The organism is Paraburkholderia panacisoli (assembly GCF_008369935.1).
GTDB lineage: Bacteria > Pseudomonadota > Gammaproteobacteria > Burkholderiales > Burkholderiaceae > Paraburkholderia > Paraburkholderia panacisoli.
The window spans coordinates 20,670-34,892 of record NZ_VTUZ01000057.1 but is presented as its reverse complement, the minus strand read 5'-3'; the positions used below and the strand labels follow the sequence as shown (position 1 = coordinate 34,892).

At 59.1% G+C, this 14,223-nt stretch carries 17 protein-coding genes; 13 read left to right on the top strand and 4 right to left on the bottom strand.

Annotated elements, in window-relative coordinates:
• Positions 1-104: 104 nt before the first annotated feature.
• Complete coding sequence (locus FVF58_RS44350) at positions 105-1,550, top strand: amidohydrolase family protein (RefSeq protein WP_149675929.1); 1,446 nt, start codon at positions 105-107, stop codon at positions 1,548-1,550.
• 31 nt (positions 1,551-1,581) lie between these two features.
• Entirely contained in the window at positions 1,582-1,893 is a 312-nt protein-coding gene (locus FVF58_RS44345; RefSeq protein WP_149675928.1) for a DoxX family protein, read from the top strand.
• A 13-nt stretch (positions 1,894-1,906) separates the two neighbouring features.
• Here FVF58_RS44345 and FVF58_RS55055 read toward each other — a convergent pair whose 3' ends face one another.
• Positions 1,907-2,146 (bottom strand): IclR family transcriptional regulator domain-containing protein, encoded by a 240-nt coding sequence (locus tag FVF58_RS55055; protein WP_425469026.1) that lies wholly within the window; start codon positions 2,144-2,146, stop codon positions 1,907-1,909.
• Between the two features lie 131 nt (positions 2,147-2,277).
• Here FVF58_RS55055 and FVF58_RS44335 point away from each other — a divergent pair, with 131 nt between their 5' ends.
• From FVF58_RS44335 to FVF58_RS44325, 3 genes are read left to right on the top strand one after another with little or no spacing between them, the layout of a single operon-like run.
• Complete coding sequence (locus FVF58_RS44335) at positions 2,278-2,550, top strand: hypothetical protein (protein ID WP_149675927.1); 273 nt, start codon at positions 2,278-2,280, stop codon at positions 2,548-2,550.
• Between the two features lie 3 nt (positions 2,551-2,553).
• Positions 2,554-3,387, top strand: coding sequence for a molybdopterin cofactor-binding domain-containing protein (locus tag FVF58_RS44330; RefSeq protein ID WP_149675926.1), 834 nt, complete (start codon positions 2,554-2,556; stop codon positions 3,385-3,387).
• A gap of 53 nt (positions 3,388-3,440) precedes the next feature.
• Complete coding sequence (locus tag FVF58_RS44325; RefSeq protein WP_149675925.1) at positions 3,441-3,950, top strand: molybdopterin cofactor-binding domain-containing protein; 510 nt, start codon at positions 3,441-3,443, stop codon at positions 3,948-3,950.
• A gap of 27 nt (positions 3,951-3,977) precedes the next feature.
• On the opposite strand, the gene FVF58_RS44320 is transcribed toward FVF58_RS44325, so the two are convergent.
• Both FVF58_RS44320 and FVF58_RS44315 read right to left on the bottom strand, forming a co-directional pair.
• Positions 3,978-5,327: an MFS transporter gene (locus FVF58_RS44320; RefSeq protein ID WP_149675924.1), complete on the bottom strand. Its 1,350-nt coding sequence runs from the start codon at positions 5,325-5,327 to the stop codon at positions 3,978-3,980.
• Positions 5,328-5,375: 48 nt separating this feature from the next.
• Positions 5,376-6,449: a porin gene (locus FVF58_RS44315; RefSeq protein ID WP_188131146.1), complete on the bottom strand. Its 1,074-nt coding sequence runs from the start codon at positions 6,447-6,449 to the stop codon at positions 5,376-5,378.
• A gap of 462 nt (positions 6,450-6,911) precedes the next feature.
• On the opposite strand from FVF58_RS44315, the gene FVF58_RS44310 reads away from it, so the two are divergent.
• Positions 6,912-7,322: a RidA family protein gene (locus tag FVF58_RS44310; RefSeq protein WP_149675922.1), complete on the top strand. Its 411-nt coding sequence runs from the start codon at positions 6,912-6,914 to the stop codon at positions 7,320-7,322.
• A gap of 63 nt (positions 7,323-7,385) precedes the next feature.
• Here FVF58_RS44310 and FVF58_RS44305 read toward each other — a convergent pair whose 3' ends face one another.
• Positions 7,386-8,537, bottom strand: coding sequence for an ABC transporter substrate-binding protein (locus FVF58_RS44305; protein ID WP_149675921.1), 1,152 nt, complete (start codon positions 8,535-8,537; stop codon positions 7,386-7,388).
• Here FVF58_RS44305 and FVF58_RS44300 point away from each other — a divergent pair.
• The 7 genes from FVF58_RS44300 to FVF58_RS44270 all read left to right on the top strand — a co-directional run bounded on the left by FVF58_RS44300 (position 8,524) and on the right by FVF58_RS44270 (position 14,133).
• Positions 8,524-9,513 carry a LacI family DNA-binding transcriptional regulator gene (locus FVF58_RS44300; protein ID WP_342802443.1) on the top strand — a complete coding sequence of 330 codons (990 nt, stop codon included), beginning with the start codon at positions 8,524-8,526 and terminating at the stop codon, positions 9,511-9,513. The two genes, FVF58_RS44305 and FVF58_RS44300, sit on opposite strands and share 14 nt — an antisense overlap.
• A 182-nt stretch (positions 9,514-9,695) precedes the next feature.
• The gene (locus FVF58_RS44295; protein ID WP_149675919.1) at positions 9,696-10,610 is read left to right on the top strand and encodes a dioxygenase family protein; all 915 of its coding nucleotides are present in this window, start codon (positions 9,696-9,698) and stop codon (positions 10,608-10,610) included.
• A 12-nt stretch (positions 10,611-10,622) separates the two neighbouring features.
• The gene (locus FVF58_RS44290; protein ID WP_149675918.1) at positions 10,623-11,372 is read left to right on the top strand and encodes an SDR family NAD(P)-dependent oxidoreductase; all 750 of its coding nucleotides are present in this window, start codon (positions 10,623-10,625) and stop codon (positions 11,370-11,372) included.
• Between the two features lie 25 nt (positions 11,373-11,397).
• Positions 11,398-12,276: a beta-keto acid cleavage family enzyme gene (locus FVF58_RS44285; RefSeq protein WP_149675917.1), complete on the top strand. Its 879-nt coding sequence runs from the start codon at positions 11,398-11,400 to the stop codon at positions 12,274-12,276.
• Positions 12,276-12,812: a gamma carbonic anhydrase family protein gene (locus FVF58_RS44280; RefSeq protein ID WP_149675916.1), complete on the top strand. Its 537-nt coding sequence runs from the start codon at positions 12,276-12,278 to the stop codon at positions 12,810-12,812. The genes FVF58_RS44285 and FVF58_RS44280 overlap by 1 nt, the downstream gene beginning before the upstream one ends.
• Before the next feature lie 11 nt (positions 12,813-12,823).
• Complete coding sequence (locus FVF58_RS44275) at positions 12,824-13,801, top strand: quinone oxidoreductase family protein (protein WP_149675915.1); 978 nt, start codon at positions 12,824-12,826, stop codon at positions 13,799-13,801.
• Positions 13,798-14,133: a cupin domain-containing protein gene (locus FVF58_RS44270; protein ID WP_149675914.1), complete on the top strand. Its 336-nt coding sequence runs from the start codon at positions 13,798-13,800 to the stop codon at positions 14,131-14,133. Before FVF58_RS44275 ends, FVF58_RS44270 begins: the two co-directional genes overlap by 4 nt.
• The last annotated feature ends 90 nt before the right edge of the window (positions 14,134-14,223 follow it).

Sequence of the window (14,223 nt, the reverse complement as noted above, 5' to 3'; positions counted from 1 at the left end):
CAGTAAGTGAGCCGAAAACCGATAGTACAGAAGGTAGGTGTCGTCCCAGGAGACAAGTACGGACGACACCGGTGTCCAAGTCAAGGCACTCAGGAACAGAGACCATGAAGAAGATACTCATCAAGAACGGCTATGTCGCCACCGTCAACGCAGAGCGTGAAGTATTCGAGCGCGGCGCAGTGGCGGTCGAAGGCAAGCGCATTACTGGCGTCTACGCGTATGAAAATACGCCGACCGACGGTTTCGACGAAACCATCGATGCTACCGGGTGCCTCGTCATTCCCGGTCTTATCAATCTGCATCAGCACCCCTGGTACTCGATGTTCAAGGGTCTCGCGGACGGCTTGCTGCTCGAAGACTGGATCGACGATCTGGTTTTTCCGCTGGTTCGCAATCTGTCGAACGACGCGATGCGCCTGTCCGGATATCAATGCGCGATCGAGATGGTCGCAACCGGCACGACGACGTCGTTCAACCACTCCGTCTCGGTCAGCGACGAAGCGATCGTGCAGTCAAGTGTCGAGTCCCAGGCTGAAGTGGGTATCCGTCAATTCTTCGGCAAAGAATTGCGCTGCCGCAATAGCCGGTTCCTCGACCATCCGCTTTCTCTCGACGAATCGCTTGCGGCCGCTGAAGAGGACATCTGCCGCTGGGATGGGCGACATGACGGTCTGATCCGCATGGGTATGGTCATCGAAGCCAACGCTCACTGGACCTCATCCGGCATGAGCACGGAAGAGCTCATCATTCGGGGCACGGAACTCGCGCGAAAGCTGAACGTTCGCATCAGCAGCCACATCGCCGCCGGTACGTTCTCCACCGGCAAGGGGTTCCTGAAGCATCTGCGGGAAACCGGGCGCACGGATGTGCGGTATCTGATGCAACTCGGCGTGCTGGATGAACAGTGGATGCTGATTCACGGCATCCACTGCACCGAGCTGGACCTCGAACAAATGGCGCACGTGGGCGCCGGTCTGGTGTACACACCGACCAGCGAAGCGATGCGCGGCGGCGGCATCGCCCCTGCTGCGAATGCATTGTGCGCGGGCGTTTCGACGGCACTCGGCACCGACGGCGCCATGGTCGACTACACCAACGACATGCTCGAGCAGGTTAAGGCATGCGTGCTCTTCCAACACCAGCGCCATCTCGATCCGACTCGCATGCCATTCGAGCGCGCCCTGGAAATGGCGACCATCAACGGTGCTCGCGTTCTCGGCGTCGCCGATGAGCTGGGCTCACTCGAGGCAGGAAAGCTCGCCGATATTGCGGTCTTCGATATGCGGGGTCCTCACGTTGGTTCACTTCAGCGCCCGTTGTCCGCATTCCTCGGCGCCGGCAAGGGAACGGACGCGAAGTATGTGATGGTCAACGGCGAGATCGTGTTCCGTGAAGGGAGTTTGACGAAGTTCACGGACCGCAAGGAACTTCTCGGCAACGTCGAGCAGCTTGCCACTGAAATCATCACGAAGGCCGGCCTTGCATCCCGGCTCCACATGACGTGGAAAGAAAAGTGCCCGCCGATTGTCTCCGCGCGCGCCTCCTTCTAGTCAGGCGCGCTCGACTCACCGACTTAGATCCATGAACTATGTGAATCTCATCATCGCCTTTGCGTTCCTCGCAGCGGCCATTGTCAACCTGATAGGTCCGCCTGCCATCCGCGCCGAGTTTGCGAAATGGGGCTATCCGGGCTGGTTCAGAGTGACCGTGGCAACCGTCGAGCTGGTTGGGTCGATCTTGCTGTTCGCGCCCGGAGCCCAGCGGCTCGGGGCTTTGATTCTTCTCGTGCTCACGCTGGGGATTCTTGCCTCGTTTGCCAGATCGAAAGAATGGATGCGGATGCAGTACCCGCTTGTCTTGCTCTTTCTACTGGCCACGAATGTCGCTGCTTGATTGATCGGTGCAGCTACGTATTGATAACGTCCTTCCTCAACGTGTGTTGAATCTGCCTCGCCATGCCTTGCAACTGCTTCGCGAGCACTGCTATACGTTGACGGTCCATCAGCGAGTCGATTGCCGCGACACTGATGACCGCGATTGGACGCCCGAGTATGTCGCCGATGTGCACGCCGATCGCCGGCGTGCCCAGCGTGACGCGATTTCTAACGTGCGCGTAGCCGTTGTGGCGATACTCCCCGGTCGCCAGGTAGGCTCGGAGGCAGCCGCGCTCAATGAGATGGATCAGCCCCCCCTGCCGGACGCGTGTACGTAGTCACCGATTCAAATCGGTCGGCCGCCTCTCGCGAACTGGTTCCCGCGGAATGGGCCACCTTCCCGGTGAACGAAGCAGTATCACTCAAGCGGACAGCTGAATGCTCGGTAATCGGCAAACCATTACTTCGCGTGGATTTGCCCGGAAAAGTCACCGGAAGTCACCCCTATCTGCAAAATCTACGCTTCCCGAGGATGGTCCACGCACGTGTCCTTCACCCACCCATCACCGGATCGACACTGGTCAAGGTGGACCGCAAAAGTGTCGCGACGTTGTCGGGTTTTATCGATATTGTCGTCAAACGCGACTTCGTAGCAGTGGTCTGCGAGCAGGAGTAGCAGGTGGTTGCCGCGTCAAGTGCGTTGACCATTGAATGGAAAACCCCGGCCGATGCCATCGATAGCTCGACTGTCTATGACGCGATGCGCACGGCTGGCGGACACGTCGACGAGCTACGCAAGATTGGCGATGCTGACACGGAGTTCAATCAAAGCAGGATGCCCCTGAGCGCGACGTACCGTACGCCGTACCAGACCCACAGTTCGATCGGCCCGTCGTGTGGCGTAGCCGATATCAAGCGCGACTCCGCCGTCGTATGGTCTGCCACGCAGGGTTCATTTCCGCTGCGTGATGCCATTGCCGAGCTAATCGGCCTGCCGAAGGACAAAGTCCGTGTGATCTGGACCGAAGGTGCGGGCTGCTATGGTCAGAATGGCGCTGACGACGCGTCGGCCGAAGCCGCTATTGTGTCCCAGACAATCGGACGCCCGGTGCGCGTTCAATGGATGCGCCATGACGAGCACGGCTGGGATCCGAAAGGCCCTGCAGAGGGGAACGTTGGACCGAACGGCAAAATCCGCAGCTGGTCGTACCTGATATCGACACCCACCCACATTTCGCGTCCGATGGGTAGCGCAGGGAACCTGCTGCCCGGGCGCATGATGGGCATACCGCCCAAGCCAGTCAGAATCGGCGGCGATCATTGCGCGAGAACGCTTTATCACTTACCGAACGAACGCGTCGCGGTCCGCTGGCTTCCGGATGGCGCCCTGCGGCCTTCATCCATGCGTGGTCTGGGTGCCGTGCCCAATACGTTTTTGCCAATGAGTCGTTCCTCGACGACCTGGCCAATCTCGCGAATCGCGACCCGATCGATTTCCGGATTGCGCATCTGAGCGACGAGCGCGCGATCGCGGCGCTTGCGGAAGTCAGGCGCATATCGAACTGGATGTCACGCTGGAAACAGGCAAATCGAACCGGAGCGGCAAACCGAGAAGGCGTCGGCGTCAGCATCGCGCAACTCGAACCGGGAGGCGCCTATGTCGCAACGGTGTGCAGCGTAGCGGTCGATATGAACAGCGGCGAAACGCGGGTGACGCGTGTCTTCGTCGCACATGATTGCGGTCTGATCGTCAATCCCGACGGCTTGCGCAATGAGATTCAAGGATGCGTCATTCAGACGCTGAGCCGCACCTTGAAAGAGGAGATACGCTTCAGCTCGAAAGAAATACTGACCCTCGACTGGGCCAACTACCCGATCCTGCGCTTCAGCGAGTGCCCATCCGAAGTAATCATTTCGTTGATCAACCGCCTGGACAAGGCGCCGGTCGGCGCGGGCGAGCCAACGGCGCTGACGATTGCCCCCGCAGTCGGCAATGCGATATTCCACGCCACGGGTGTTTGCATTCGGAAGACGCCCTTCACCGCAGAGCAGTTCAAGGCGTCTCGGAGCAGTTGATCACAGCACGTGCCTACGCAGACCGCGCTATCGCGTCGAAAGAACCGTTGTTACCGGTGTCTGGTATCGACGTCGATAGAAAGCGAGTCCGTAGACGCTGACCGCGGCCACGGTAATCGGCACGGACACCACGGCGAACATGACCGTGGGCGCCAATTGCGCCGAGAGCATCACGCCACCGATCATCGAGCCAACGATCGAGCCCACCCGCCCCATCCCCAGCGTCCACGCTACACCGGTCGCACGAGTTGCTGTCTGATAGAAACCCGTGGACAGGATGCTCGTCCCCGTCATGGCACCGCCGGTGCCGACTCCGGTCAGGAAAAGCGCGACCAGCGCAAGCGCAGGAACCGCCGTCAGATGACCGAACGACGCCAGGCAGATCGCCGCGCAGAGGAACGCGCCCGCCACCACGTACTGCGGATTCATCCGGTCCATCAAGAACCCAAGGAAGATCGCGCCGAGACCGTTACCGGTCAAATACAGCGCCGTCATGAGTGATGCACGGGCGAACGGCACGCCACTCTCCTGGATCAGCATGGTCAACCAGTTGCCAAGGAAATAGACGGCCAGCAACGCCATGAATCCTGTAACCCAGAGGAGCAAGGTACCGCCACGAAGCCCGGGACGCAGCAGGTGACTCACCGGGAATCCCCGAGCGGGTTCTTCATCGAGTGTCAGACGCAGGTCGCCCAGCGGCGTTTGTGGCTGGATGCGCTGAACGATAGCCTGCGCATCGGCCTGACGGCTTCGTGCCACCAGAAAAGACGCCGACTCCGGCAACCAGGCCACCAGAAGTACGGTCAACAGCACAGGCAATATGCCTCCCAGAATCAGCATCGATTGCCAGCCGTAGTGGCCGATCATATGCGAGGCGACGAGACCGCCCAGCACGCCGCCCGCGGAAATGCCGCATCCAAGGGGTGCGATGAGCGTCGAGCGCATGCGGTCCGGACTATATTCAGCGGCGAGCGTGTAGGCATTCGGCATCGCGCCACCCAAGCCGAGGCCCGTCATAAAACGCAGCGTAATCAGTGCTTCGATCGAAATTGCCCGCGACGACAGTATGCTGAACAGACCGAACAACAGTACCGCACAGATTAGCGTGGTCTTACGTCCAAAGCGATCCGCAATGGGCCCGAAGAGAAAGGAGCCAATGGCGAGGCCGAGGAACCCGGCACCGAATACAGGCGAGAACTGCACCGGGGTCGCCCCAAAATGCGCTTTGAGCGCGGGGGCAATGAAACCAACGACGACTGTGTCGTAGCCGTCCAGGACCAGGATCAGGAAGCAGAGAACCAGTGTTCTGATCTGAAACCCTGACATCTTGCGTTCGTTGATGAACGCTCGAACCGAGATGGATTGTGTTGCTGACATCCTGAAGCTCCTATTGCGTATGAAGCGTGTTCAACCTGAAAGCATCGATCAAAACGAGTGCGCGATGCCCACGCCAAATCCGGTCAACGTCATACCGGTCACCTGACCCGGCAATGGATTCGTCGAATAGTTGTACGAAGTTCCTGAGCGATTCATCAGTCGGCTGAAGATCGCATACAGCGTGGTCCGCTTCGACAGCGCATAGTCGTAACCCAATGCAATCTGGCGAGCCCCCGAGTCCACACCGGGCCGCCCGATGCCGCCGATGGGAACCGTGGCATTCCCTGTTGCTGCCTGCGCCTGGATGTACGAAACCTTGATCGATTGCACGGTCCATTGGTAGACGGCCGCCAACTGCCATGCCCAACGGTTCGTGTACGTGGAAGGGGTCGGCTCGTAATGCAGACGTTCAGCCGCACCGCGAACACTCAAACTTCCATACGTGTAGGCGGCGCCGAACCGCTGCCCATAGTCCATCGTGCCGGGTCCGAAATAGCTGTTGTGCTGCTCGTACGCGTATGACAAATAGACGGAGCCGTTCTGGTACGCCAATGACGTCGACAAGAGCGACGGTGTCTGCGTAGGGGTCTTCTCGTTGGGTAGCGAATACATCACTTGTGCCGTCACGCCGTGCCAGTTCGGTGACGTATACAGCACGCCGTTGGCTTGCCGACGGTCGAATGACGAGTCCCCCTGGGCGTTTCCTCCAGGAAAGAAACCATTGCCAATGATGCTGTTCGCACCGGCAATCGTGTTCATGAAAAACGGGTCGATCGGCATCCATGTCGACGCACGGTAAGGCGTCAATTGAAATCCCATCGACAGTTGACCATAGGGACCAGCAAGTCCGACATAGGTATCGCGGTCATTCACGCCACCGGCCCCGCGATTCACGAAAATATTCCCCTGAATCTGGAAGAACGCGCGCCAACTATCACCGAGATCCTCCGTCCCCTTCATACCCCAGAAGGACAGGTTGTTCGACTCCCGCCAGGTGGACGGAATGCCAGCTCCCCCGCTCGCTCGGACGTTCTCGATATCGGTGTTCAGATAGCCGAACAGCGTCACGCTGTCAGCAGCCATGCTAGAAGAGGAAGCGAAAAGTGTGGCGGCGGCAAGCACCGTCGGACGGACCCTGCTCATCGCGCGGTCTCCGTTGAAAAGAAGGATTGGTCATGTTTGTTGTGTTCGGTGTGCTTCATGCGTCACGCCCTTGAATTCAAAGATCCTGGTTGCCTTGTGCTGACTGTTGATTCGCCGCTGGCCGACTTGCTACCTCATGCAACCCGCCGGCATCAAAACAGCCTGTCCGAGGCACTATATTGCAATCGATTGCAGCAAACAAACTATGGTTTACCAGTGTGTATCCAGACCAACGACGTTCAAAGAATAAGCGATACGTATCGGCCTTTAGCGCTCACACTGGTCGTAGACCTGAAGATTGGCCATTTTGACAATTCGACTTCCAATGAGCTATTCTGCAATCGTTTGTAGATTTGATTGCGCTGCGACCATCAGAACGCGTGCTCACCCCCCACATGCAACGCGTTCAGATTCACTTCAACTCATGAAAGCGAGGTAGGTATGACAAATGACGTACAGAAGAAACACGTTCGAAACTATGTCAAGCGCGATGCCGCGCAAGAACGCGCGTATTCCCCTGCGGTCATCACCCAGGGCGGCAAAATCGTATGGCTGGCCGGACAAACCGTGGTCGACGACGGACATGGCAACTCCCTTGCCGGGGATTTTTCAGGGCAGGCACGGGAGATCTTTGCCAGGATTGCGAAGACGCTCGAGCAGGCAGGCGGAACGCTTGCGGATATCGTCACGATGACAGTTTCGATTACCGATTCGCGCTTTGGTGATCAGTTCACCAAAATCCGCAAGGAGATTTTTGGCGACAACTTTCCGGCGAGCGCGCTGATCACCGTGGTCGGGTTAGCCAAACCGGAAATGCTGATCGAGATACAAGCGATTGCCGTGGTCGACTAGGCACTTGAGCGGGTGGAGGTTCCGTACCATCTCCACCCAATTGCTTCGGTCCTGCACCCTGGCCTAACGCGGCCAGCGTGCCGAACTTTGGGCCATGTGAAGATACTGCCGATCCACGCAGTCGCCGCGTGCCTGGACCGTTGATACGCGCGCATGGGCCTCGCGAATGCGCGAGACCTGCTCCAGACCCGCATCCGGGATGTTCATATCGCGAATGAGTCCGTGGGACGGATCCACCAGATCTTCGAGTACCGCGCGGGCACCGTCGTCCGTCAGTTCGACAAACTCGGCGCGCAGGATTTCGACTGATGCATCGTTGTTAGCCGCGTCGAAAATCCAGTTCAATGCTTCACGGTAAGCCAGAATAAAACCGATCAGTTGCTGCTGGTTTCTGGCGACCCATGATTGCAGGACCACGCCAACCGTGCCCAGATAGTCTGAAAACAGCGAACTGCCGCGGGCCAGCACGTTGAGCCCATGGCGCCCACCCAAACGTTCAAAGGGAGTACGCACCAGTGTGCCGTCGTGCTGTCCAGCGACCAGTGCGCGATAACGATTACCCGTGCCGCCGGCTGCTTCGAAGGTCACGTCAGTCACCGCGATCTGATTTGCCGCGAGAATTTCTCTCAGCACGAACGCAAAGCCGGTTGTCAGCGCATCGACCGACAGGGTCTTTCCTCGCAACTGCGACACGGTCTTGAGTTCCGGTCTCGCCATCAACGACAGGAAACCATGATCACCGCCCATGAACGCAACCAGGTCCGGCGCACTACCGTCCACCGTTTCGCCTTGCCCGTTCCTGTATGCGAGTACGTTGTCCACGCTGGTCAAAGCGACTTGCGCGGAGCCGGACGTCAGTCGGTTAATCATATCCACGGAGCCCTTTACGTACTCCAGGTTCACGTCCAGTCCGTACTTCTCGAAGTACCGCTGTTTCTTGCCGACCCATATCGGCAGGTTGAACGCGCCCTCGAAGCCGAGGACAGTAAAACTCTTCAGATGCTCTTCCATGTGCAATCCTGTTTGACGTCTGCAATCGATTGCAGGATACTGTCGAGACACACGCGCCGTCAAGACGCCATGGTGTAAGTATTGAGCCGTTTTCTTGGGGGACCAACATGCTTTTGTTTTGCTGGAGTGCGGCGATGGATGCCTCAGCATCGGAACTATGACGCAGCGGAAGCGGACCACCCTCCGGGAATTGGCGGCATCCATCGGCGTTCATTCGTCCACGGTTTCACGCGTGATGAACCCTGAGACTCGCCATCTGATCAGCGACGGCGTGGTCGAGCAAGTGCTCAAGGCCGCACATGAGCGGTATTTCTCGCCCAATCAGACTGCCGCCACACTGCGCACCAGCCGATCTCACATCATTGGAGTCGTGCTGCCGGACATTGCCAACCCAATCTTCCCGCCGATTCTGCGTGGGCTCGAAGACGAGCTCGCGAGGAAAGGCTACATTCCACTGATTGCCAACGCTGAAGGTGGAAAGGAGCGGCAACGGTTCGTTATCGATCAGATGGTCGCGCGTCAGGTAGACGGTTTGATCCTGGCAACGTCCGACCGCAACGACCCGATCCTCGAACACTGCCTCGCTGTGGGCATACCGGTAGTGGTCGTCAATCGAAGCGAGGACAGCGGCCGCGCCTCCTGTATCGTCGGCGACAATCGGCTGGCCATGCTCCGGGCCGTCACCCATCTGGTTCAATCTGGCCACACCGCCATTGCCCACGTCGCCGGTCCGGATGATCTGTCAACCGGTCACGAGCGCCGCCTCGGATTCCTTGAGGCAGTCCGGGAGAACGGCCTGAAGGAAGCTGAATGCCCCGTGGTCGAGTCCAGGGCGTTTCACCGCGATGAAGGCCGTACCGCTTGCAACACGCTGCTTGAACTCCATCGCGGCATTACCGCGATCGTCGCCGCCAACGATCTGCTTGCGCTCGGTTGCTATGACTCCATTTGCGCACACGGCCTTCGGTGCCCACAGGACATGTCGGTGGTCGGCCATAACGATATGCCGCTGATGGATTCCGTCGCGCCGCCGATGACTACCGTACGCATCCCCCTATACGAAATGGGAGTTCGCGCTGCGACCCTGATGCTGGAAAACCTCGATGGCAGTGCAACGGCCCACGTCAACATCGTGCTGAGGCCCGAACTCGTCGTTCGCGAATCCACGATCGCCCGATAGTCCCCCTGCGCGCGGCACACTGCCGTTTTTTTGTGGAACTCGGTGCAGCAAACGATTGTAAAAATCTCAGCAAATCTCTTCTTACCGCCAGGATCGCTCCCTCAATTCCACTTTAAAGAACAATTTTTGACAACTACAAGCTGTTGTATTACTCTGCAATCGATTGCAAACGGAGACGTAAAATGTTGGAATCTGTACAACCCGGCAGCATCGTTAGCGATGCTGCATCGGTGACGGACATCGTGCTTGCCGCTATGAGCAAGACCGAGAGCCCGCGCCTGAAGGAAATCCTGAACGCGCTCGTCAGGCACAGCCACGCGTTCCTGAACGAGACCAGGCTGAGCGACGAAGAGTTCGAGCAGGGACTGGATTTCCTGAAGAACGTGGGTTTGACCTGCACGGACAGTCACAACGAAGTAGTGTTGCTAGCGGATGTGCTCGGTCTCTCCACTTTGGTGAAGGTGCTGAACAACTCGGCTCACGAAGACCGCACGGGCGGCGCCCTGCTCGGACCATTCTTTCGTGCCGGCTCGCCGCACTATGAGCTGGGCGCCTCGATCGTTCAGGACAATGCGCCCGGACCGGTGATCTTGGTGAGCGGGCAAATTCTGAACACTCAGCAGGAGCCGATCCACAATGCGAAGATCGACGTGTGGCAGGCCTCGCCAGTCGGCCTTTACGAGAATCAGGATCCGAACCAGCCGGAGATGAACCTGAGAGGCCATTTCTTCACCGATTCGAACGGCCAGTTCAATTTCCGGAGCCTGAGGCCCGCCGGTTACCCGGTCCCCACCCACGGACCCGTCGGCGAGTTGCTCCGCATCCAGCATCGGCACCCATACCGGCCGGCTCATCTTCACTTCGTTGTGGTCGCGGAAGGCTATTCGACACTAATCTCCCAGATCTTTGCCGATGACGCCGAGTACCTGGATTCCGACGTCGTTTTCGGCGTCACGCGCGATCTGCTAGGAAAGTTCGAGCGGCACGAGGTTGGCACCGGTCCTCACCCCGAGCAGAAGGCGGCGTACTACACGCTCCATTGCAAGTTCGTGCTCGCGCAAGGCGTGCCGACCTGCCCCACGCCGCCGATCAAATAGGAGGAACGTCTCATGTCTCATACGTTAGACCAGAAGGTCGCGGTCATCGTCGGCGGCACTGGCGGCATTGGTGCCGCGACGGCGCACCGGCTTGCCCTTTCAGGCGCTTGCGTTGTCGTAGTCGGTCAGGATGATCTCTCGCACGCGCGAGCCGTAGTGGAGAGTTTGCCGGGAGAAGGACATTGCGCCGCGCTTGCCTCGATCACCGATAGCGCCACGCTCAACGAACTCGCCGACACGGTGCGCGGCCGCTATGGTCGCGCCGACATACTGGTGAACGCCGCCGGTTTCACGAAACCGGTCAAGCACGACAACCTCGATGCGTTGACCGACGATCTGATCGACGACATGTTCAGGGTGAACTGGCGAGGTCAGTTCGCCGCCATCCGCGCGTTTCACGCGCTGCTCGCCGAGTCGGGCGACGGGTTGGTCGTGAACGTGTCCTCGATCTCAGCCACGACCGGCATTGGCAGCAACGTCGCGTACTGCGCAGTCAAGGCCGGCCTCGACATCATGGCGGCGTCGCTTGGCCGCGCACTGGCACCACAGATTCGGGTCGTGAATGTATCTCCCGGCGTTGTCGATACGGCCTTCGTGCCTGGCCGAGGCGCGGATTTCAACGACAAGGTGGCGGCGACCACCCCGCTCGGCCGAATCGGAACCCCCGATGACATCGCAGGCGCGATCGAGGCGTGCGCCACTCACCTGACGTTCACAACGGGTGTCACGCTCGTCGTCGACGGCGGCCGCAGACTGAGCTAGTTCATCACTCGCGCCGGAGAACACCATGCATTCACGTAAGACCATCATCACCTGTGCAGTAACCGGGAATCTGACGAAACCCGAGCAACATCCCGGCCTGCCGGTTACCCCCGAGCAGATTGCCAACGCATCGCTCGATGCGGCACGCGCTGGCGCGGCAGCGGTACACATCCACGTGCGGGACCCCGAAACCGGCCACCCCTCGATGGACATCGAGTTGTACCGCGAGGTCATCCGGCGCATTCGCGCTGAAGACGCCGACGTCATCATCAATCTGACGACCGGCCCAGGCGGACGCTTTATCCCGAGCGACGACGATCCAAAAGTTGCAGCGCCTGGAACGACGCTGATGCGCCCCGAAGATCGGGTCGAGCATATTCTTGTACTGCGTCCTGATATCTGCAGCCTTGACCTGAACACCATGAATTCCGGTGCGGATGTCGTAATCAATACGCCGAAGAACGTCACGCGCATGGCAGCGGTGATCCGGGAGGCCGGCGTCAAACCCGAACTCGAGATCTTCGATTCGGGCGATATGCATCTCGCGCTTGATCTGATCAAGTCGGGCGTACTCGACGGCCCCGGGTTATGGACCTTCGTGATGGGAGTGAAGTATGGATTTTCCGCCTCGCCTGAGTCCGTGATGTATGCCCGTAGCCTCCTGCCCACCGGCGCCCAGTGGGCCGCGTTTGGCGTGGGCCGCTTCGAGTTTCCGATGGTTGCGCAGGCATGGCTGGCGGGCGGCCACGTTCGTGTGGGCCTCGAAGACAACATCTACATTTCGCACCGTGTGCTGGCGGAAAGCAATGCGGCACTCGTCAAGCGGGCCAGTGACATTGTGCATTCGCTTGGTGGCGAGCTGGCGAGCGCGAAGGAAGCGCGCGAACAGTTGGGGCTGCGCTGATGGATACAGTCCTGAACTCTGTGCCTCTCGTTCCGTCAGTCGATCCGACTGCCTTCGTGGCCCGAGGTACACAAATCATCGGAGACGTGACAATCGGCGAACAGTCCTCCATCTGGTTCAACTGTGTGCTGCGCGGCGACGTTCAGAAGATCTCGATTGGACGACGGACCAACATTCAGGATGGTTCCATCGTTCACGGCACTACCAACGGGCTCTCCACCATTATTGGCAATGACGTGACCGTTGGCCACGGCGCGATTCTGCACGCCTGCACGCTCGAAGATGGCGCTTTTGTCGGTTTCGGCGCACGCGTGCTGGACGGCGCCGTCGTCCAATCCCGAGGCATGCTTGCCGCCGGTGCCGTGCTCTCGCCACGCAAGATTGTCGGCGCCGGAGAACTCTGGGCTGGAAACCCTGCCCGTTTGCTTCGAACCCTCACCGACGAAGAACGCGCCAGTCTGAGTCTGGCCGCTTCACGCTACGTCGCACTGAGTGAACGCTACAGGATCAATCATTTTATTACCTTGACATTTTAGGAATCCAAAATATGAAAGCAGTACATGTTACAGCGCCGAGCGCCAGTATCGATTCACTCGACCTGAATATCGCCCCCCAGGCGGTACCGACCGCCGGTGTCGGCGAATGCCTTGTACAAGTGGTGAGCGCGGGCGTCAACCCAAGCGACGTGAAGGCCGTACTCGGTGGCATGCCGCACGCAGTGTGGCCACGTACGCCTGGCCGTGATTATGCGGGGATCGTGCTCGAAGGCCCTGCCGATCTGGTCGGCAAGGAAGTCTGGGGAAGCGGAGGCGAACTCGGCATCCGGCGCAACGGATCGCATGGCCATTATCTGATTGTCCCTGCTGCGGGTGTGCGCAAGAAACCCGCCAATCTGACGATGGAGGAAGCGGGTTCCGTTGGCGTGCCGTTCATTACGGCATACGAAGGACTGCGCCGTGCCGGTGGGGTGAAAAAAGGCGATGTCGTACTTGTGTTCGGCGCAAACGGCAAGGTCGGTCAAGCCGCCATTCAGCTCGCGACGAACGCCGGCGCAAAGGTATTCGGTGTCGAACGTACCGCTCAAGACTATCTCGGGCATGCAAATGGCGAGGTGGTCATGATCGATGCGTCGTCGCAGAAGATTGCGGAGGTCGTGGGTGAGAGTACAGGCGGCCACGGCGCCGATATTATCTATAACACGGTAGGCAGCCCATACTTCGAACAGGCTAACGCGGCGCTGGCAAAACGCGGCACCCAGATCTTCATCTCCACGATCGATCGCGCAGTCCCGTTCGACATCTTTGCTTTTTACCGCGGTCAGCATACGTACGTCGGTATCGACACGCTTGCGCTGAATAGCATTGATGGAGCCCAAATCCTGGACCAGTTGCTGCCGTTGTTCGTGGGTGGAAGGTTGAAGCCATTCCCGATCAATCAGGCGGCAGTGTTCTCGATCGACGATGCCGCTCGTGCCTATCAGGCGGTGTTGCGCGGTAGTACCGACCGTGTTCTGCTCACGCCATGAACGTCACACGATTCGGCTCGGCGCCCGAGTACTTCCCGGACAACCATTTTTCGATGCGGTGCGTGAGGCTACAAGGGCATGAGGCAGGAGAGTCGGATACGCTGTGGCTTGGCGTTTCCACGATTCAGCCAGGCGGCTACACATCGCTTTCTGCATCTGCCGTCGAGAAGCACTACGTCGTATTGTCAGGCGAGCTGACCGTGGAAACGTCAGCCGGTACGGAGGTACTACGTACCAACGATTCATGCCGTCTCGCGCCAGGTGAAGCCCGGGCACTCAAGAATTTGTCTTCCGCCACGGTCACTGTACTTCTGGCCATGCCTCTTTCCTGAGACCTGTATCGATCAGCCCATGGAGCGCCGCGGTGCTCCTGGCATTTCCTGTCGCTCGCCCGCCGTCATCACACGTTAATTGGCCCAAAA